Genomic DNA, 20,106 nt, shown 5'->3' with positions numbered 1-20,106 from the left:
GCGGCATAAGGTTGAGAACATGTTCGCCAAGCTCAAGGACTGGCGCCGGATCGCCACCCGCTACGACCGCTGCGCCCACACCTTCTTCTCAGCCATTTGCATCGCGGCTGCCGTCGCCTTCTACCTCAATTAACGAGTCCTGAGCCTAGTCTTCCAAGGGAATCGCTTGTCAGGACGCCTTTTCTTTCCAGCCAAGCCGGAGCGGCGAATTCCTGATGACAGGCGGTTGGCAGCGCATACCATGAGAGATGCAGAACGCATCTATCAGCGGCTTTCAATCGGACGAACCGGCCGGATCCGACAGGCCGTCAGTCCCAGACCGCGCGGGGAAGCGCATCGAGCGGGATCTTGAGGTAGCGTGTCCCGTTGCTCTCCGGCGCCGGCAGACGCCCTCCGGCCATGTTCACCTGCAGGGCGTGCAGGATCAGCTTCGGCATCGGCAATTTGGCGTCCCGCGCCTGGCGCATGGCGACGAACTCATCCTGGGTGCGGGCCTGGGCCAGATGGACGTTGCGGGCTTTCTGCCCGGCGACGGTGCTCTCCCAGGCCGGAGCCCGGCCGCCCGGCATGTAGTCGTGGCCGGAGAACAGGCGCGTGTCCTCGGGCAGGGAGAGGATGCGCTGGATGGTGCGCCACAAGGCGCGTGCGTCGCCGCCGGGAAAGTCGCACCTGGCCGTGCCGAAATCGGGCATGAAGAGCGTATCGTGGATGAAGGCGGCATCGCCGACCACATAGGTGATGGATGCGAGCGTGTGCCCCGGCGAGAACATCACCCGGACGTCCATCTCGCCGATCCGGAAATCGTCTCCGTCGGCGAACAGGCAGTCCCATTGCGATCCATCCGCCGGGAAATCCGCGAGGTTGTAGATGTCCTTCCAGAGCCGCTGAACGTCGACGACGCGCTCGCCGATGGCCGTCTTCGCGCCTGTGCGATCCTTGAGGTACGCGGCCGCCGACAGATGATCCGCGTGCGGATGCGTATCGAGAATCCACTCGACGGTCAGGCCCTTCTCCTTCACGCTGGAGAGCAGGGCATCGGCCGATGCGGTCGCGATGGAACCGGACTTCTCGTCGTAATCGAGAACCGGATCGACGAGAGCGCAGCGCCGCGTCGCGGGATCGGACACCACATACTGGACGCTGCAGGTGCGCTTGTCGAAGAACGCCTCCACCTGCGGTCTTGCGGCTGAACGGTCGGGCGCCGATCGAGGGACAGCGGTCGTGCTCATGGCTTCTGCTCCTTCAAACGCGGATGCGCCGAACCGTTCATGCTTTTCGACCCGACGCCTCACGCATCGGGTTGCGGCACGATCCGGATATAGGGCTTCGGCGCCTTCCATCCCTGCGGGTAGATCTTCCTGGCCTCCTCGTCCGGAACCGAGCCCGCGATGATGACGTCCTCGCCCTGCTTCCAGTTCGCGGGCGTCGCGACACGGTGCTGCGCGGTCAGCTGCAGCGAGTCGATGACGCGAAGCACTTCGTCGAAGTTGCGGCCCGTGGTCATGGGATAAACGAGCACGAGCTTGATCTTCTTGTCGGGCCCGAAGACGAACACGTTGCGGACGGTCTGGTTGTCCGCCGGCGTCCTGCCTTCCGACGTGCCGCCCGTGCTGGCCGGAAGCATTCCATAAAGCTTCGAGATCGAGAGATCGGTATCGCCGATCATCGGAAAGTTGGGCGCCGTGCCTTGCGTCTCACGGATGTCCTCGGCCCACCGCGCATGATTGTCCGTCGGATCGACGCTCAACCCGATGATCTTCACGTCGCGCCGGTCGAACTCGGGCTTGATCCTGGCCATGTATCCCAGCTCGGTCGTGCAGACCGGCGTGAAGTCCTTGGGATGGGAGAAGAGCACGCACCAGGAATCGCCGATCCAATCGTGAAAGCGGATACGCCCTTGCGTCGTCTCGGCGTCAAAATCCGGCGCGACATCGCCAATCTGGAGTGTCATCGAAACCTCCTGACATCAGCGCATCGTGCGAACCCGCAGGGCCACGCCGAACGATGCGTCATCCAAAGAATAAGCATCGGATTGGATCCCAAAGTGCATTCCACTTTTGGGTCCGATGCTCGAGCACGCCCCGTCGCCTGCCACCATGTATATACTGCGTGGCGGCACCGGTGAAGTCGCTTCCGGCCGGAGACAACGCACGCGTCGGCGGTACTTCGTGAGGCGCCAGTCCAGTTCTCAAAAGACGGAGGCGCCTCACCGCGTCTCCCGTTCAACTCTGCACGAAAACCTCGGCATGCTCGACCGAGAAGCGCTCCAGCTCGTCGACGACCGCTTCCAGGTGAGCCTCCATGGCCCGGCGGGCCTCTGGTGCGTTGTGCGTCTCGAGGGCGCGGAAGAGTTCCCGATGCTCGGCCAGGGTCACGGCATGGCGCCGGGGCGAGGAGAGGAGGCGGCGCACCCGGTCGATATTGGCCCGCGAGGCGTCGATCACGGCCGCGACCCGGGGCATCCCCAGCCCCTCGACCAGGATCGTGTGGAATTCGAGGTCAAGGGCGTAGAAGCCGGGACGATCACCGCGCGAGACGGCGTCCCGCTGAGCGTCCAGGTTTCCGCGCAGCGCCTCGATGGCCGCAGGCGACAGGTGCGTGGCGGCCGCTTCCGCCACCATTCCCTCCAGGGCCCGCCGAATCAGCATCGATTCCCTGATCTCCGACAGGCGGATGCGCGCCGCACGGGATCCGCGCTGGGGCAGGATCTCGACGAGCCCCTCGGCGGCCAGATGCGTCAGCGCCTCGGAAACCGGAAACCGGGAGACTCCGAGCGCCGTACAGACAGCTCCTTTGTCGATGAATTCTCCAGGGGCGATTTCGAGAGCCACGATGGCGGCCCGCAGCGACGCCTCAACCTTCTCGGTCGTCTGCCCTCGCGGGCCCCGCTCCAGGGGAACGAGGAAATCATATCTTTTTCGCTTGTCGAACGCGTCCATTTGCCTAACATGTTAGCCCAACCGATGGGCCTACGCCATCAGCTTGTCGGGTGCCATGCACGAGCGGAACCGCCCGTGACCATTCGTAAACCGGCCACAGAGCCGGCATCCCGGAGGAACGCCTATGCCATTTCCGACCCGCCGCCCAGAGCCTCGGACCCAAAAGTGGACACCACTTTTGGGCTTGATCCGAGGCTCCGTCTCCTGGCTTGCGCATCGCTCGAACCGGAAAACCGGATCCACTTTTCCGCGCGATGCGCTAGCTTTCGGCCTCATCGTGGCCGCAGCCGCAGCCCTTCCGGGGCTGCCCGCCAGCGCCCAGACGAAACTGAAATGGGCACACGTCTACGAGACCTCCGAGCCCTTCCATACCCAGTCTGTCTGGGCGGCCCAGGAAATCGCCAAGCGCACCAACAACCGTTATCAGATCGACGTGTATCCGGCCTCGCAGCTCGGCAAGGAGAGCGATATCAACCAGGGCCTGTCGCTCGGCACGGTCGACATGATCATCTCGGGCCCGAGCTTCGCCGCGCGCAGCTATCCGCCCATCGGCATCGGCTACTATCCCTATATCTTCCGCGATTCCGGCCATCTGCTCGCCTTCGCGAAAAGCGACGTCTTCAAGGACCTCGCCGCCGGTTATGCCGAAAAGACAGGGAACCACATGGTCGCCCTCACCTATTACGGGGTGCGCCACAGCTCCACGAACAAGCCGTTCAAGACCTGCGCCGAGATGAAGGGCCTCAAGATCCGCGTGCCCGACGCGCCCGCCTATCTGGCCATGCCGCGCGCCTGTGGCGCGAACACCTCGCCGATCGCCTTCGCGGAGGTTTATCTGGCGCTTCAGAACGGCACCGTCGACGCGCAGGAGAACCCGCTGACGACCATCGAAGCAAAAAAATTCTTCGAGGTTCAGAAGAATATCGTGCTCACCGGCCACATCGTCGATCATCTGGCGACGATCATCTCCAAGCAGCTCTGGGCCAAGCTCTCGGATGAAGACAAGAAGATCTTCGCCGACGTCGCCCAGGAAGCGGCTGTCCGCGCCTCGGGAGAGATCCAGGCGAAGGAGAAGGAGCTGATCGAGACCTTCAAGCAGAAGGGCCTGACGATCACGGAGGTCAACAAGGACGAGTTCAAGGATGCGGTGATGAAGAACGTCACCCTGGAATCCCTGGGCTACCGGAAGGCGGATTACGACAAGATCCAGGCCCTGAAATCGGAAGGTCTCTGATCCGTCTGCAAGGGCCGCCTCCGGGCGGCCCACCTTTCCCTTCCGCCGATCCCGCTGCGGCTCTGTCTGCGGCAGCGGGTTTCACCGAATTTGTAAGGACAAGGCGCCGCAAGAGATGACGACTGAAGTCCACACCCAGGTCAGCGCCGAGGCATTGGCGCAGACCTTCGACGAGAGCGAGCACGCGCCGGTCGATCTTTCAGGCTATGCCTTCGAGGATTGGCTGGCCCTGGCCCTGTTCTGGGCGATGGCACTCGCCGTCTTCGTTCAATTCTTCACACGCTATGTGCTGAACGACTCCTTCGCCTGGACGGAGGAGATCGCAACCAACCTCAACGTGGCCCTGGTCTTCGTCGGATCGGCCATGTGCGTGCGCATGAACCGTCACATCCAGGTCGACTTTCTCTATCGATATCTTCCTTCTGGCCCGGCCCGCGTGCTGGCAACGGCGATCGACATCATCCGAGTCTCCTTTTTCGTCTATGGAGCCTTCCTCATCTGGCGCTTCATGAGCATCGTCGGCGACGAGCAGATGACAACCATCGCCTTGCCCAAGAACCTCACCTATGCCTTCGCCTTCATCGGCTTTGTCCTCATGAGCTTCCGCTCGATTCAGGTTGCCGTCGCCAACTGGCGCCGCGGCTATTCCGTTCTCGAGCGGCCCGAAGCATTCGATGCACCTGTAGTGGCGGAAACCTGATGCTCATCCTGATTGGCTCCTTTCTTATCCTGATGATCCTCGGGCTGCCGGTGGGCATCTCGATGGCCACCGCGTCCCTGCTCTACATCCTCGCCACTGGGACCGTCCCGGACGTCATCGTGGCGCAGCGCATGATCGCCGGTGTCGAGAGCTTCCCGCTCCTTGCCGTGCCCTTCTTCATCCTCGCTGGCAATCTCATGAACATCGCCGGCGTCACCGGCCGCATCTACTCCTTCGCCGTCGCCCTCGTGGGTTGGATGAAAGGCGGCCTCGGCCAAGTGAACATCGTCGGCTCGGTGGTATTCTCGGGCATGTCCGGCACGGCCATCGCCGATGCGGCCGGCCTCGGCACCATCGAGATCAAGGCCATGAAGGATCATGGTTACTCGACTGAATTCTCGGTTGGTGTGACGGCTGCCTCCGCGACCCTCGGGCCGATCATCCCGCCCTCCCTGCCCTTCGTGATCTACGGGATGATGGCGAACGTCTCCATCGGAGCTCTCTTCCTGGGCGGCCTCATCCCAGGCATCGTCATGACGCTGCTGATGATGGCGACGGTGGCCTATTTCGCCTACAAGAACGGCTGGGGGTCGGACACGCCTTTCTCCTGGCGCCAGCTCGGCAATGCCAGCATCGAGGTCGTCATCGTCCTGATGTTCCCGGTCGCCGTGTGGCTGATGATGCAGGCGGGGCTCTCCACCAATGTCGCCATCGGCATTGCGCTGGCCGTGCTTCTCGTCCTCGACTGGTTCTTCGACTTCTCCGCCGTGATGGCCCTGATGGCGCCGGTCATCCTGATCGGTGGCATGACGCTGGGCCTCTTCACACCCACCGAGGCGGCAGTCGCGGCGGTCCTCTGGTCGCTGTTCCTCGGCCTCGTGCGCTATCGCTCCATGACGTTGAAAAGCCTCGCCAAGGCGACCTTCGACACCATCGAGACGACGGCATCGGTTCTCTTCATCGTCACGGCGGCGTCGATCTTCGCATGGCTCCTGACGGTCAGCCAGGCCGCCCAGATCCTCTCGGACGCGATCCTCGGGTTCACGCAGAACAAGTGGGTGTTCCTGCTTCTCGCCAATATCCTGATCCTGTTCGTGGGTTGCTTCATCGATACCATCGCGGCCATCACCATCCTGGTGCCGATCCTGCTGCCGATCGTGCTCAAGCTCGGCATCGACCCGATCCATTTCGGGCTCATCATGACGCTGAACCTGATGATCGGGCTGCTTCACCCGCCCCTCGGCATGGTCCTCTTCGTCCTGGCGAGGGTGTCCAAGCTGTCCGTCGAGCGCACCACCATGGCGATCCTGCCCTGGCTCGTCCCCTTGATGCTGGCGCTGATCGCGATCACCTATATTCCGGAACTGACTCTCTGGCTCCCGCAGAAGATGGGATTGGGGCGGTGACGGACCGCCCCAACGCCACATACGCCTATCGATGAGACATTCATGAGCACGCCCCGCACCATCCGCCTCTCTCCCGATGACAACGTGGTCATCGCCATCGACCTCGTGAACCAGGGCGTCGAAGCGGCGGGCCTGACGGCCCGCGAGCGCATCCTGAAAGGCCACAAGATGGCCGCAGAAGCGATCCGCGAGGGAGAGCCGATCCGGAAGTTCGGCCAGATCATCGGCTTCGCCAAGACCCACATCGCCCCGGGCGAATGGGTGCACGAGCACAATGTCGGCCTGCACGACTTCGAGCGCGACTATGCGTTCGGCGTCGAGGCCAGGGAGGACGACCTGCTGGCGCCCGACCTGCGCGCCACCTTCCAGGGCTATCGCCGCGCCTCAGGCAAGACGGGCACCCGCAACTATATCGGGATTCTCACCTCGGTGAACTGCTCGGCCTCCGTGGCGCGTTTCGCGGCCACGGAGGTGGAGCGTTCCGGCCTCCTGCGCGATTATCCGGGCATCGACGGCGTCGTGGCCATCGTTCACGGCACCGGTTGCGGGCACGCGGCCTACGGCGAAGGGTTCGACATTCTGCGCCGCACACAATGGGGCTATGCCAGCCACCCGAACTTCGCCGGCGTGATCATGGTCGGGCTTGGCTGCGAGGTGTTCCAGATCGGCCGCATGAAGCAGGAATACGGCCTGACCGAAAGCGAGACCTTCCGCACCCTCACCATTCAGGAAACGGGCGGCACGCGGCGGACCGTGCAGGCCATCGTCGATGCGGTGAAGGACATGCTCCCCATCGTCGCAAGGGCCCAGCGCGAAACCCGCCCCGCATCGGAGCTGGTCCTCGCTCTCCAGTGCGGCGGTTCCGACGGTTATTCTGCGTTGACGGCGAATCCTGCCCTCGGCGTTGCGTCGGATCTTCTGGTGCGCCACGGCGGAACGTCGATCCTGTCCGAGACGCCCGAGATCTACGGCGCGGAGCACCTGCTCACACGGCGCGCCGCCACGCGGGAAATCGGCGAAAAGCTCATCTCGCGCATTCACTGGTGGGAGGATTACACGGCCCGCAACGGCGGCGAGATGAACAACAACCCCTCCCCCGGCAACAAGGCCGGCGGTCTGACGACGATCCTCGAGAAGTCCCTGGGCGCGGCGGCCAAGGGCGGGCGCTCGACGCTGCGCGCCGTCTACGAATATGCCGAGCCGGTGAAGGATCACGGCTTCGTTTATATGGATACGCCCGGCTACGATCCCGTCGCGGCGACCGGCCAGGTGGCGGGCGGCGCGAACCTGATCGCCTTCACCACCGGGCGCGGCTCCGCCTTCGGCTGCAAGCCGGTTCCGTCCCTCAAGCTCGCGACGAATTCCGACATCTATCGCCGCATGCTCGACGACATGGACATCAATTGCGGCGACATCCTCGATGGCGTCTCGCTCGAAGACAAGGGCCGGGAGATCTTCGACATCCTCCTGCGGGTCGCGTCGGGCGAGCATACGAAGTCGGAAGAGCTCGGCTACGGCGACCTCGAGTTCGTCCCCTGGCAGGTCGGCGCGACCATGTGATCGCGCCGATATCATGCCTCTCGAGCCCACGTTAACCGCTTGTTAACCATGACGCAGCGATAGTGCCCCTGCCGATCCGCTTGGCGCATCGTGCGGAAAAGTGGATCCGGTTTTTCGCTCGAACGATGCGCCTGCCAAGAGTTGGAGCATCGGATGGATCCCAAAAGTGCAAGTCCACTTTTGGGTCCGATGCTCTAGCGGACAGGCTCTCTCCCAAAAGCGACCGGGGCGCGGATGTACCGCCTCGCTCGCTTTGGGATGCAGGCGACGATGATCGCCGCCGCTCTCACCCGAACACATAGAAGGCCGCTCCAAGCGCTGCCAGCGCACCGGCGAGTGCGTAGGGGAACCAAGTCGGAAATGGCTTGTCGTGACCGTTGTAGCTCAAGCGGAATCTCCCAGGTCGGTGGCACGCCCGTCTTCCTCACGCATCGTGGTATTTTCGTGAAAGCCGTCCGACGCTCACCGCCTTTCAACCGGCAATGTCGCGATGGAACTCAGGAAAAATTACTTTGAATCTCTTTTAAAGAGGCGAATTCCATCCCGTTCTCAACGCGCTAGCGGGTCTTTTAGAACACCTCTGATTTTCCTCTAACCACTTGATAGACTTGCGTTCTTTCCGATACTTCATCGGCTTCCCGGTTTGCCGGGCACTCGACCGCTGCGAAGGAGAACGCGTTCATGGGCATGAGCACCTGGAATGAGCCTGGATTTTCTGCCGGCAGCGTCTTCGCCTGCCTGGCCCTGCTCATGCCCTTCAGCGGAACGGCTCTGGCTCAGGACGATCCATCGAGCGTGAACGAGATCATGCCCGCGGCCGCGCATGACATGTCCTTTCTCGGCCTGTTCCTGCAGGCCGACCCGATCGTCAAGAGCGTCATGATCCTGCTCGTCCTGGCGTCGCTCGGCTGCTGGACCATCGTGTTCGAAAAGCTCCTGCGCCTCGGGAAGCTCCGCGGCCAGGCCCACGCCTTCGAGGCCGCGGCGCGCGCGGGCGACAGGCTCTCGCCGCAGATGGCCGGCGCGACGGGCCGGATCGTCTCGGCCGGTCACGAGGCATGGCGCGACCAGGACGCGTCCGAGAGCCGCGCCGAGCGGCGGGAGCGCATCGAACGCGCCATGCGGGCCGCGCTCTCCGCCGACATGCGCCAGCTCCAGGTCGGCCTGCCGTTTCTCGCCACCATCGGGTCGGCCGCGCCCTTCATCGGCCTGTTCGGCACGGTCTGGGGCATCATGAACTCGTTCTCGGCCATCGCGGCGAGCCAGGACACGAGCCTGTCCGTCGTGGCGCCCGGCATCGCGGAAGCGCTGTTCGCCACGGCCATCGGGCTCGTCGCGGCCATCCCGGCCGTGATCGCCTACAACAAGCTCACGACCGATCTCGGCCGCCTGCAGCAATCGTTTGCCGCCGGCATCACGGCGCTCGGCGACCGCCTCGCACGGGACCGCAAGCTCCACGTGCGAACAGAGGCGGCGGAATAATGGGCATGGGACCCATCCGGTCGCAGGACACCGACGACGAGTTCGGGGCCGCGCCCCTGTCGGAGATCAACGTCACGCCGCTCGTGGACGTGATGCTCGTCCTGCTCATCATCTTCATGGTGGCCGCTCCCCTCATGACCGTCGGCGTACCCGTGCAGCTGCCGAAGACCGCCGCGCCAAAAGTCGCGCAGCCGAAGCAGCCTGTCGTTGTCACCATCGACGCGCAGGGCCAGCCCTTCCTCGACAAGGAGCCGCTGGCGCCCGAGACCATGATGCCGCGCCTGCGGGCGCTTGCGGGCGCGGATCCGAGCCAGGTCGTCCTGGTTCGCGGCGACAAGGCCGTTCCCTATGGCCGCATCATCGAGATCATGGGGCAGATCAATGCCGCGGGCTTCAGCCGGGTTTCGCTGATCGCGCAGGCCCCGGGCGGATCGGCGACGCCATAGAATCCGATGTCCGTTCAAAGCACGAGATCGCCGCAGGAGCCGAACCGGCTCGGCTTCGCCTTCGCAACGGCGCTTCTTCTGCATGGCGCCGTCCTGACGGCCGTGACCTTCTGGCCGTCCGACAAGGCCGACGCTCCTGGCGAGCAGGAGATTACCATCGATCTCGCTCCCGCCATGGAAGAGCTCGTGTCGGTGGCGCCGGCGGAAGTCCAGGCTCAAGAAGCGCCGTCCGTCGAGGCGGAAACCCCACCGATCGAAACAGAGACCCTCGAAGAGCAGCTGCCCGAGGACATCGTCGAAGCTCAGCCTCAGGACGTGACCGAAGCGCTGGCCGTCGAAGCGGTTCCGGCCGAACAGGAAACGGCTTCGACGGAAGCGGTCATCCTTCCGCCGCCCGAAACAGCGGTGGCCAAGCCTCTCGAGCCTCCCAAGCCCGAGAAGAAACCGCCGCCGAAGCCGGTGGAGCGCAAGCCCCCTCCGCGTCGGACAATGGCCGAACCGAAACCGCTTCCGTCGGATGCGCGCCAGGGACAGGCATCGGCCTCGCGTGAGAACATGGGCGGTCAAGCCGCCGCGGCCGATCCGACCGCGCGCAACCGCTATCTGGCGAGTCTCATGGCGTCGCTGCACAACCGCCTGCGCTATCCGGACGTCGCCCGCAGCCAGGGCGTCACGGGCATTGCGACCGTGCGCTTCACCATGGATCGCTCAGGCCGCATCGTCAGCGCGTCTCTCGTGCGGAGCGCTGGCCACGCGGCCCTCGATCAGGCGGGGCTTGCCGCGGCAAGCCCCGGAGCCTCCCTGCCGCCGATCCCTGATTTCATTCCGCAATCGACCTTCACCGTGCCGCTTCGCTTCAATCTGCGTTGAACGCAAGCTCAGCCTTTGCAGCGAACTTGACGGTTACAGTCTCAAGACTACCCTGTCCGTCAGCAGCGACATCAGACCGATGGTATGGATGCGCATCACGACAGGGAGAAACGTCATGGCCGAAAGGCGTATGCCTTGATCCATCCTCTCTGTGCTACGGCCACAGGCACGTCTCATTCCGGTATGATCGGCAGTCGCAACGGCGCGGTCGTCGACGCACAGGCCACGCCATGAACACCCGCAAGAGCCTCTACCAGTTCGGCTACCGCCGCTGCGCGGACCAGGATTGCCCCTCCCCCGCACGGCATCCCGTGATCGTCGTCGGCGCTGGCCCCGTCGGGCTGTGCACGGCCATCGACCTGGCGCAGCGCGGCGTTCCGGTCGTGCTCCTCGATGATGCCGACCGGATCGGCGAAGGCTCGCGCGGCATCTGCTATGCCAAGCGCACCCTCGAAATCCTCGACCGGCTCGGCGTCGCCGCGTCCTGCCTCGAGAAGGGCGTGACCTGGAAGCTCGGCAAGGTCTTTCAGCGCGAGGAGCAGCTCTACGCCTTCGACCTGCTGCCCGAAGACGGGCACAAAATGCCGGCCTTCATCAACCTGCAGCAATATTATCTCGAACATGCGCTCGTGGCGCGCGCCGCGGAACTGCCTCATCTCGACATCCGCTGGCGCAACAAGGTGAGCGGGCTCAAGCGCCGCAACGACGGCGTGACGCTCGCCATCGAGACGCCCGAAGGCGCTTACGATCTCGATGCCGATTGGGTGGTGGCGGCAGACGGCGCACGTTCGCCCTTACGCGGAATGCTCGGCCTCGATTTCAAAGGCGAGGTTTTCGAGGACCGCTTTCTCATCGCAGACGTGAAGATGAAGGGCGATTTTCCGCCCGAGCGCTGGTTCTGGTTCGATCCGCCTTTCCACGACGGACGCTCCGCCCTTCTCCACAAGCAGCCGGACGACGTCTGGCGCATCGACCTGCAACTCGGCGCCGATGCGGATGCAAAAGCCGAACAGGCACCGGAACGCGTAATCCCAAGGATCCGCCAGATGCTGGGCCATGATGCGTTCACGCTCGAATGGGTGTCAGTCTATACATTCCAGTGCCGTCGCCTGGAGCGCTTCGTCCATGGCCGCGTGGTCTTTGCCGGCGACGCGGCCCATCAGGTTTCGCCCTTCGGTGCGCGTGGCGCCAATTCCGGCATTCAGGATGCGGAAAACCTCGCCTGGAAGCTCGCGCTCGTGATCAAGGGCGAAGCGCCCGAGAGCCTGATCGACACCTATGATGCCGAACGATCAATGGCCGCCGACGAGAATATCGGCCATTCCACCCGCTCGACGGATTTCATCGCGCCGCGCTCGGCACAGGAACTGCGGTTCCGCGATGCGACCCTCGCCCTTGCGCGCCACGCGCCCTTCGCCAAGCGCATGGTGAATTCCGGCAGGCTGTCGATGCCGTCGACCTACGAGACATCGCTGTCCACGGCGGATGAGGATGATTGGTCAGGGTCCGCCCGCCTCGGCGCGCCTTTGCCCGATGCTCCCATGCGCAATCGCGATGGCCAGCCGATCTGGCTGCTCGAAGCGCTGGGCGGCGAGGAGACGCTCATCCATGTGCCCGGCGAAACCGCGCCGCCCACGGGCAAGCGCGTTCTCGTCATCGGACAGGATCTGATCGACCAGGAAGGCTTCTTCGCCCGGCGTTTCGACGCGACGCCCGGCAGCACCTACCTTGTGCGTCCGGACCAGCACCTTGCGGCACGCTGGCGCCGCATGACACCGGAGGCCATCGCGCGCGCCTCCCGCCGCATGAAGAATATGGACGGAGAACACGCATGAGCACCCTCATGACCGAAAGCCGCTTCCCCGATCCTGATCGCGCTTATCGAGCTTTGATCGAGGCCCATCGCGGATTGTCGGACGAACAGAGCGCCGCACTCAACTCCACCCTCGTGCTGATCCTTGCCAATCACATCGGCGATCAGGCCGTGCTGCAGGAGGCGCTTGCGCTCGCGAAGCAGAGTCTGGAGCAGATACAGTCAACGCCGGAGGAGTCCGGCGGGCTTCACTGATAGAACGTCCAGAGAAGATTTTCGCTGAGTTCCTTCAGGGCCTCGACGGCATCGGGCCGCTCCCGGGCCACTGCGGCCACGATGGCATCGGCGAGCGCGAAGGCCGCAGTCGGCGAGTTCGGTAGCAGCCGGTTCCTCGCCGGAGCAAAGAGGGTGATGTCGGCGATGGGAACGAGCGGCGAACTCGGCCCGTCCGTCAAGGCCATGACCGTTGCCCCCCGGTTCTTGGCGAGTTTCGCCAGATCGACGGTTCCGCGTGAATATCGCGGAAGAGAGATGGCGAGCACGAGATCGTCCGGCCCGACATTCATCAGGTGCCTGACGGCTTTCTCGGCCCCGCCGCGAGACGACGCGAAGATTACGTTCGCATCGAGATAGAGCGTCAATCCTTCGTCCAGATGAGCCGCCACATGGTGGCTTGCCCCGGATCCGACGATGAAGATCCTACGGGCGCGCAACAGGACCTCCATGGCCCTGGAGCAGGTGTCCTCGTCGACGGCCGCAAGGGTCTCGTCCAGATTGGCAGCCTGATCCTTGAGAGCCGTCACGAAGGTTGCGAAGGCGGAGCTTTTCGTGCTGTGGGCATCGGCGAAACTGTCGACGGGAGCCATGGCCAGTCGCAGTGCTTCGGAGAGCGCCGCCCGGAACTCGCTGTAGCCGGCATAACCCAGAGAGCGGACGAACCGGGTGACCGTCGCCGTGGAGGCGCCGCTGCGCTCCGCGAAGCCCTCGATCGTCATCGTCGCCGTCTCTAACGGGTTCTGCAGCACGAAGTCCGCCGCGCGCCGGTGCGCTTCGCTGAGCGAGGCGTACGCGACAGCGATGCGGTGGGCCAGATCCGTCGTCGGCTTCAGGACTTGAGACACGGGCTCTCCCGGCTGGTTGACGTTAGGATAAGACTGATTGACGTCAGGATATTTTCATGATTTTTAATCTGAGAAAATAAATCTGTCAAAAGGCAGCCACCAAGGGAACCGGAGAGAGATTCGATGCGCCGTCCACTCATATTTGCCTTCGTCGCCAGCACCTGCCTGCTCAGTGCTCCTGCATGGGCACAATCGCTCAAGATCGCGCTCAGCTCGGAGCCGACCGCGATCGACCCACACTATCACGATCTGACGCCGAACAATGCGCTGGCGGCTCATATCTTCGACGGATTAACCAAGCAGGACGAGCAGCAGAAAGTTCTGCCGAGCCTCGCGACCTCATGGGAGAACGACGGCCAGAATCGTTGGACCTTCAAGCTCCGCCAGGGCGTGACCTTCTCCAACGGCCAGCCCTTCACCGCCGACGACGTGATCTTCAGCTTCTGCCGCACCCTGAAGAACGAGACGGCGATCGCAGGCTCGTTCGCCGACATCACGGGCAACTTCACGGCCGTCGAGGCCCCCGATCCGCACACCATCGTCATCACCACGAAGGCGCCGGATCCTCTGCTGCCGAACTTCCTTTCCGGCCTCGCCATCCTGAGCTCGTCCGTTCTTCCGCATGACAAGCTCTCCTTCGATGTCGCGAAGAATTGCGGCGTCACCGGAGCATGGCCCGTCGTCGGTGACTTCAACGACGGCAAGCTTGCCATCGGCACCGGCCCCTACAAGTTCAAGAGCTACACGAAGGGGACGAGCGTCGAGCTCGAACGCAACGACAAGTACTGGGGCGCGGCGGAGCCTTGGGCCAACGTGACCTTCGTGCCGGTTCCCAATGCCGGTCCGCGCCTCGCGGGCCTGCTCGCCGGCGATTACGACGTGATCGAGAACCCGGCTGCGCGCGACGTGGCTCGGATCAAGGACGACAAGCGCTTCGGCCACGTGATCACGCCCTCGACCCGCGTCATCTACTTCCAGCTCGATGTGGAGCGTGAGCCGAGCCCGTTCGTGAAGGCCGAGAACGGCAAGAACCCGCTGAAGGATCCGCGCGTGCGCAAGGCGATGTCGCTCGCCATCGACCGTGACGCCATCATCAAGCGCATCATGGACGGCGCCGCCGAGCCGGCCTACCAGTTCCTGCCCAACGGCATGTTCGGCGCACTGGAAAATCCGCCGAAGCTTGCCTACGATCCCGCCGCGGCGAAGAAGCTGCTGGCGGAGGCTGGCTATCCCAACGGCTTCCAGCTCACGCTGTCGACGACCAACGACCGTTACATCAACGACAGCCAGATCACGCAGGCCGTCGCGCAGTACCTGACCCAGGTGGGCATCCGCTCCGAAGTGGACGCGATGGCTCGCGCCATCTACTTCCCGCGCCGCTCCAAGAAGGAGTTCAGCGTGGCTCTCGGCGGCTGGGGCTCCACGAGCGGCGAGGCCTCGTCCTTCCTGCGCCAGTGGCCCGCGACGCCCGACGAGGCGAAGACCATCGGCGGCTCGAATTACGGCGGCTACAACGATCCGGAATTCGACAAGCTGATCCGCACGGCCGTCGTCACCCTCGACGACGCCAAGCGGGCGGAACTTCTCAAGCAGGCCGGAACGAAGGCCATCGAAGGCGGCGCGTTCATCCCGCTGCATTTCGAGAGCACGATCTGGGCCTACAAGGCGAACCTGAAATATGCCGGCCGCGCTGACCAGTTCACGATGGCCATGCAGGTCAAGCCCGCGAAGTAAGCAAGCGATGAACGAAGCCGCGAGCAGATCGGAACGCCTCACATGACGGCCTACATCCTGCAACGTCTGATCCAGAGCGTCCTGGTTCTGCTCGCGGTTTCCGTCGTGGTCTTCCTCGCCGTCTACGGCATCGGAGACCCGATCGAACTCCTGGTCCCTCCTCAGGTCAGCGCCGCCGAACGCACGGCCATGATCCAGCGCCTCGGGCTCGACCTGCCGGTCTGGCAGCAATATCTCGGCTTCCTGGGCAAGGCCCTGAAAGGCGATCTCGGAGTTTCCTTCGTCCACGGCGTTCCGGCCGTCGACCTGATCCTGGCGCGGTTGCCGGCCACCTTCGAGCTCGTTCTCCTCGCCATGAGCCTTGCCGCCGTCATCGGCATTCCGCTCGGGCTCCTGGCCGGCCTCAATCCCGAGAGCCGCCCCAGCCGCGCCATCATGGCCGGAACGATCCTCGGCTTCTCCCTTCCGAGCTTCTGGAAGGGCATGATGCTCATCCTGCTCTTCAGCGTCTTCCTCGGCTGGCTGCCGACAGCGGGACGCGGAGAAACGGTTTCCGTTTTCGGAATCCCGACGAGCCTGCTGACGTTCGACGGCCTGAAGCATCTCGCCCTGCCGGCGCTGAACCTCGCCATTCCCAACATGGCCCTGATGATCCGCCTCGTGGCGGCGGGTACCACGGAAGCGATGACGCAGGACTACGTCAAATACGCCCGTGCCAAGGGCGTGCGCCGCAAGCGCATCGTTGGACGGCATGTGCTGCGCAACATCCTCATTCCCGTCGTGACGGTCGCCGGCATGGAATTCGGCAGCCTCGTGGCCTTCTCGACCATCACCGAAACCGTGTTCGCCTGGCCTGGCATGGGCAAGCTCCTCATCGACAGCATCTATCAGCTCGACCGTCCCGTCGTCGTCGCCTACGTAATGCTCGCAACGCTCCTGTTCGTTGCCGTCAACTTCCTCGTCGACATTCTCTACGCGGCGCTCGATCCCCGCGTGAAGCTGACGGGAGAAATGGCATGATCGCTTCGAAGACGGCGCCCGTGGCGGCCGACGCCGATACGGCGCTGCGCCACAAGGTCCTGCGCCGGATCAAGAGCCGCCCCACGACCCGCGGCGCGATCATCCTTCTCGGGATTCTCCTGCTGCTCGCGCTGCTGGCTCCCTTCATCGCGCCGCAGAATCCGCACGACCTCGCGTCCCTGAGCGTGATGGACAACCGCCTCGAACCCGGCTCGCAGGGCATGACCGGCATCACCTACTGGCTCGGCACCGACGCGCAGGGCCGCGACATGCTCAGCGCCATCCTGTACGGCCTGCGGACCAGCCTGCTCGTCGGCCTGACATCCACCGCGGGCGCGCTTGCCATAGGGGTTCTCGCCGGTCTCGTGGCCGCCCAGTTCGGCGGAGCCGTCGATGCGGCGATCATGCGCGTCGTCGATTTCATGCTCGGCTTTCCGTCGATCCTGATCGCCCTCGTGCTGCTCGCGTCCATCGGGCGCGGCGTCGACAAGGTGATCATCGCCATCATCCTGGTGCAATGGGCCCAATATGCCCGCCTGATGCGCGCAGCGGCCCTCGTCGAGCGGCGCAAGGAATATATCGAGGCGGCGGTCAATTTCGGCCTGCCGACGCGCCACATCATGCTGGCGCATCTCCTGCCGAACTCCATCAGCTCCGTTCTCGTCGTCTCGACGATCAGCATCGCGGGCGCGATCACGCTGGAAGCCACCCTGTCCTTCCTCGGCGTCGGCGTTCCGGTGACGCAACCCTCCCTCGGGCTTCTGATCGCCAACGGGTTCGAGTTCCTGCTCTCGGGAGAATACTGGATCGCGGCCTTCCCGGGCATCGCCCTCGTGCTGCTGATCATGTCGCTCAATCTCGTGGGCGAGCGCCTGCGCCGCAGCTTCAATGTGAGGGGCCAATGACCTCCCCGTTGCTCGAAGTTCGCGGCCTGCGGACCGTCTTCCACGATCTCGCCGGCGCGTGGCCCGCCGTCGACGGCGTCGATCTCGTCGTACAGCCCGGCGAGATCGTGGGACTCGTGGGCGAGTCCGGCTCCGGCAAATCGGTGACCGGTTTCTCCCTGGTTCAGTTGATCGACGCTCCCGGCGAGATTGTTTCCGGCGACGTCCTGTTCAAGGGAGAGGATCTGCGGCGGGCATCCGAGGAGCGCCTGCGCCATCTGCGCGGCGATCGCATCGCGATGATCTTCCAGGATCCGCTGATGACCCTCAACCCGGTCCTCACCATCGGCGAGCAGATGTGCGAGGCGATCCAGGAGCACCGCCCCTGCAGCACGCAGGCCGCTTTGGAAGAGGCGTCCCGCGCCTTGTCCCGGGTCGGCATTTCCTCTCCGCAAGCGCGATTGAAGCAGTACCCGCACGAATTCTCGGGCGGCATGCGCCAGCGCGTCGCCATCGCGACCGCCCTCCTGAACAGGCCCGACCTGATCATCGCCGACGAGCCGACGACGGCGCTCGACGTGACGATCCAGAGCCAGATCCTGTTCGAGGTCCAGAAGCTCAGCCGGGAGACCGGCACGGCGATCCTCTGGATCACGCACGATCTCGCGGTCGTCGCCGAACTCGCCGACCGGGTCGCCGTCATGTATGCCGGGCGGATCGTCGAGACGGGAACCGTCGACGACGTGCTCGATCGTCCCCGCCATCCCTACACGCTCGGCCTGCTCGGTTCCTCGGCCGCGACGGTCGCACCCGGCGAGCGCCTGAGGCAGATCGATGGCGCCGCGCCCAGCATCGACGCACGCCCGAGCGGGTGCCCATTCCGTCCGCGATGCGAGCGCGCCCTGCCTGTCTGCGCCCAGATCGATCCTCCGTCGCAGGTCACGGGCAACGGGCAGAGCTATCGCTGCCACAACCCTGTGCCCGAAGGCCCTGCCCCATGACCCAACCCTTCTTCGAGCTGCGCGGCGTCAAGAAGTACTTTCGCGGCAAGGCGACCATCGCGCAGCGCATTCTGGCCGCGACCGGAAACGTTCCGCCGCCACCGGTGCTGAAGGCCGTCGACGGCGTCGATCTCAGCGTGGCGCGCGGCGAGGTTCTCGGCCTCGTCGGCGAATCCGGCTGCGGTAAGTCCACCCTGGCGCGGGCCGCGACCGGGATCACCAAGCCCACCGCCGGCGACATCATCTACGAGGGACGGCGCGTTGCGGAACTGCGCGGCAAGGAAAAGCTGGATTATCTCCTCAAGGTCCAGATGGTGTTTCAGGACCCCTATGCCTCGCTCAATCCGCGGATGCAGGTGCGCAACATCGTTGGAGAGGCCCTGCGGGTTCACGGCCTGCTGCCGAAGGGCGAGATCGACGCGGCCGTCGACAAGGCCTTGACAGAAGTCGGCCTCGATGTCGCCTACCGCAACCGCTATCCGCATCAGTTCTCCGGAGGACAGCGCCAGCGCATCGGTATTGCCCGCGCGCTCGCGGTTAAGCCCGGCTTCCTGGTCTGCGACGAGCCGGTCTCCGCGCTGGACGTCTCGATCCAGGCACAGGTCATCAACCTGTTCATGGACGTCCGCGAGAAGCATGGGCTGACCTATCTGTTCGTCAGCCACGACCTCGGAATCGTGCGGCATATCAGCGATCGCGTCGCGATCATGTATCTCGGGCGCATCGTCGAGATCGGGCCGGCTTCCGCCGTCTTCGCGGAACCCGCCCATCCCTACAGCGCGGCCCTCATCGCGGCGAGCCCCTCCACGGAGCGGCGCAAGCGCGCCTTCCAGCCGCTCAAAGGCGAATTGCCGTCTCCCCTGGCGCCGCCCAGCGGCTGCCCGTTCCACCCGCGCTGCGAGCACGCGATGGCGAAATGCCGTGACGTTCGCCCCGTTCTGAAAGAGATCGCCCCCGGACGCAGCGCAGCCTGCCATCTGCACAATTCGGATCACACATGACGACAACCACGCTTAGCCCCGAGATCGGCCGCAGCACGCTTCCCTTCGTCGACGCGCATCACTCCGACAGGCCGATCGAGGTGAATGTCTATCGCCCAGCGAGCCACGGCCCCGACGATCCTGTCGTCATCGTCCAGCACGGCATGCTTCGCAACGGCGACGAGTATCGGGATTTCTGGATTCCCGCTGCCGAGAAGCACCGCATCCTGATTGCCGCGCCGACCTTCTCCGACGCAGCTTTTCCAGGCGCGGAATCGTACAATAACGGCCTCGTGGTTGATGACGGCGGAAGCATCCGTCCCATCGACAAGTGGCTCTATGCCATTCCGTCCCGTGTCTTCGCCGCCCTGCAGAAAGGCGGCGTGACGCGCCGCCCGAAGGCGCGGCTCTTCGGCCACTCGGCCGGAGGACAGTTTGCGCACCGGATGCTCGCGACTCAGGATCATGGATCGTTCGAAGCCGTCGTCGCGGGCAACCCGGGCTGGTACACCCTGCCGACCTTGGAGCGCAGCTTCCCCGAAGGGCTCGGAGGCCTCGGCCTCGATGAAGCCAGTATGGCGCGCTGGTTCGCCTACCCGATGCACATCTTCGCGGGCGATCAGGATATCAGCACCGACGATCCGAACCTGCCGGCCCAGGCGGAGGCCCTGCGGCAGGGGCCGCATCGCTATGCGCGCGCGCAGTTCGTCTACGATTTCGCGCGCCGCGAAGCCGAACGTCTGGGACTTCCCTTCCAGTGGAAGCTGATCCGCGTCGCAGGCGTGGGCCATGACGGCGCCGCCATGTCGCGCGCCGCCGCCGCCTACTGGTTCGAGGGGCGCATCCCATCGGCCGACGAGCTGATCCCCGCCGAAGTGGGCGCGTTGTAAAGCGCGACCGTTCACGACCGATTCTG

The 20,106-nt window shown here is 64.4% G+C and carries 19 protein-coding genes and 1 pseudogene; 16 read left to right on the top strand and 4 right to left on the bottom strand.

Annotated features, from left to right (window positions below; translation table 11 throughout):
- Positions 1-133 (top strand): annotated as a pseudogene (locus tag AB4097_RS13440) (IS5/IS1182 family transposase); the annotation flags it as partial.
- 175 nt (positions 134-308) lie between these two features.
- Here AB4097_RS13440 and AB4097_RS13435 read toward each other — a convergent pair.
- From AB4097_RS13435 to AB4097_RS13425, 3 genes are all read right to left on the bottom strand, one after another.
- On the bottom strand, positions 309-1,229 hold the full coding sequence (locus AB4097_RS13435; RefSeq protein ID WP_442040294.1) for an MBL fold metallo-hydrolase: 921 nt from the start codon (positions 1,227-1,229) through the stop codon (positions 309-311).
- A 59-nt stretch (positions 1,230-1,288) separates the two neighbouring features.
- The gene (locus AB4097_RS13430) at positions 1,289-1,951 is read right to left on the bottom strand and encodes a peroxiredoxin (RefSeq protein WP_442040292.1); all 663 of its coding nucleotides are present in this window, start codon (positions 1,949-1,951) and stop codon (positions 1,289-1,291) included.
- Between the two features lie 271 nt (positions 1,952-2,222).
- Complete coding sequence (locus AB4097_RS13425) at positions 2,223-2,939, bottom strand: GntR family transcriptional regulator (RefSeq protein ID WP_442040290.1); 717 nt, start codon at positions 2,937-2,939, stop codon at positions 2,223-2,225.
- Between the two features lie 274 nt (positions 2,940-3,213).
- Between AB4097_RS13425 and AB4097_RS13420 the strand changes: the two genes are divergently transcribed.
- The 9 genes from AB4097_RS13420 to AB4097_RS13380 all read left to right on the top strand — a co-directional run bounded on the left by AB4097_RS13420 (position 3,214) and on the right by AB4097_RS13380 (position 12,705).
- Positions 3,214-4,173, top strand: coding sequence for a sialic acid TRAP transporter substrate-binding protein SiaP (locus AB4097_RS13420; RefSeq protein WP_442040302.1), 960 nt, complete (start codon positions 3,214-3,216; stop codon positions 4,171-4,173).
- Between the two features lie 115 nt (positions 4,174-4,288).
- Entirely contained in the window at positions 4,289-4,873 is a 585-nt protein-coding gene (locus AB4097_RS13415; protein ID WP_442040288.1) for a TRAP transporter small permease, read from the top strand.
- Positions 4,873-6,279 (top strand): TRAP transporter large permease, encoded by a 1,407-nt coding sequence (locus AB4097_RS13410; RefSeq protein WP_442040286.1) that lies wholly within the window; start codon positions 4,873-4,875, stop codon positions 6,277-6,279. The genes AB4097_RS13415 and AB4097_RS13410 overlap by 1 nt, the downstream gene beginning before the upstream one ends.
- 42 nt (positions 6,280-6,321) lie before the next feature.
- The gene (locus AB4097_RS13405; RefSeq protein WP_442040284.1) at positions 6,322-7,839 is read left to right on the top strand and encodes a UxaA family hydrolase; all 1,518 of its coding nucleotides are present in this window, start codon (positions 6,322-6,324) and stop codon (positions 7,837-7,839) included.
- Positions 7,840-8,646: 807 nt separating this feature from the next.
- Entirely contained in the window at positions 8,647-9,321 is a 675-nt protein-coding gene (locus tag AB4097_RS13400; RefSeq protein ID WP_442040300.1) for a MotA/TolQ/ExbB proton channel family protein, read from the top strand.
- Positions 9,321-9,767: an ExbD/TolR family protein gene (locus AB4097_RS13395; RefSeq protein ID WP_442040282.1), complete on the top strand. Its 447-nt coding sequence runs from the start codon at positions 9,321-9,323 to the stop codon at positions 9,765-9,767. Before AB4097_RS13400 ends, AB4097_RS13395 begins: the two co-directional genes overlap by 1 nt.
- A gap of 6 nt (positions 9,768-9,773) precedes the next feature.
- Positions 9,774-10,637 carry a TonB family protein gene (locus AB4097_RS13390; RefSeq protein ID WP_442040280.1) on the top strand — a complete coding sequence of 288 codons (864 nt, stop codon included), beginning with the start codon at positions 9,774-9,776 and terminating at the stop codon, positions 10,635-10,637.
- A 230-nt stretch (positions 10,638-10,867) separates the two neighbouring features.
- On the top strand, positions 10,868-12,472 hold the full coding sequence (locus tag AB4097_RS13385; protein WP_442040278.1) for an FAD-dependent oxidoreductase: 1,605 nt from the start codon (positions 10,868-10,870) through the stop codon (positions 12,470-12,472).
- Positions 12,469-12,705, top strand: a complete 237-nt coding sequence (locus AB4097_RS13380; protein WP_442040276.1) for a DUF2783 domain-containing protein — start codon at positions 12,469-12,471, stop codon at positions 12,703-12,705. The genes AB4097_RS13385 and AB4097_RS13380 overlap by 4 nt, the downstream gene beginning before the upstream one ends.
- Here the strand turns inward: AB4097_RS13380 and AB4097_RS13375 are convergent.
- Positions 12,699-13,571, bottom strand: coding sequence for a MurR/RpiR family transcriptional regulator (locus AB4097_RS13375; protein WP_442040274.1), 873 nt, complete (start codon positions 13,569-13,571; stop codon positions 12,699-12,701). The genes AB4097_RS13380 and AB4097_RS13375 overlap by 7 nt on opposite strands.
- 123 nt (positions 13,572-13,694) lie before the next feature.
- Between AB4097_RS13375 and AB4097_RS13370 the strand changes: the two genes are divergently transcribed.
- The 6 genes from AB4097_RS13370 to AB4097_RS13345 are packed head-to-tail and all read left to right on the top strand — an operon-like array spanning position 13,695 to position 20,080.
- Positions 13,695-15,305 (top strand): ABC transporter substrate-binding protein, encoded by a 1,611-nt coding sequence (locus AB4097_RS13370; protein WP_442040272.1) that lies wholly within the window; start codon positions 13,695-13,697, stop codon positions 15,303-15,305.
- A 42-nt stretch (positions 15,306-15,347) separates the two neighbouring features.
- Positions 15,348-16,325: an ABC transporter permease gene (locus tag AB4097_RS13365; RefSeq protein ID WP_442040270.1), complete on the top strand. Its 978-nt coding sequence runs from the start codon at positions 15,348-15,350 to the stop codon at positions 16,323-16,325.
- On the top strand, positions 16,322-17,230 hold the full coding sequence (locus AB4097_RS13360) for an ABC transporter permease (RefSeq protein WP_442040268.1): 909 nt from the start codon (positions 16,322-16,324) through the stop codon (positions 17,228-17,230). The genes AB4097_RS13365 and AB4097_RS13360 overlap by 4 nt, the downstream gene beginning before the upstream one ends.
- Complete coding sequence (locus tag AB4097_RS13355) at positions 17,227-18,210, top strand: ABC transporter ATP-binding protein (RefSeq protein WP_442040266.1); 984 nt, start codon at positions 17,227-17,229, stop codon at positions 18,208-18,210. Before AB4097_RS13360 ends, AB4097_RS13355 begins: the two co-directional genes overlap by 4 nt.
- Positions 18,207-19,211, top strand: a complete 1,005-nt coding sequence (locus AB4097_RS13350; protein ID WP_442040264.1) for an ABC transporter ATP-binding protein — start codon at positions 18,207-18,209, stop codon at positions 19,209-19,211. The genes AB4097_RS13355 and AB4097_RS13350 overlap by 4 nt, the downstream gene beginning before the upstream one ends.
- Positions 19,208-20,080, top strand: a complete 873-nt coding sequence (locus AB4097_RS13345) for an alpha/beta hydrolase (protein WP_442040262.1) — start codon at positions 19,208-19,210, stop codon at positions 20,078-20,080. The genes AB4097_RS13350 and AB4097_RS13345 overlap by 4 nt, the downstream gene beginning before the upstream one ends.
- Positions 20,081-20,106: the final 26 nt, after the last annotated feature.

Origin of the sequence: Microvirga sp. 2MCAF35, assembly GCF_052115545.1 — a bacterium.
Taxonomy (GTDB): domain Bacteria; phylum Pseudomonadota; class Alphaproteobacteria; order Rhizobiales; family Beijerinckiaceae; genus Microvirga.
Note: the sequence above shows the minus strand (reverse complement) of the source record. Positions and strands in the feature narration are given on the sequence as shown.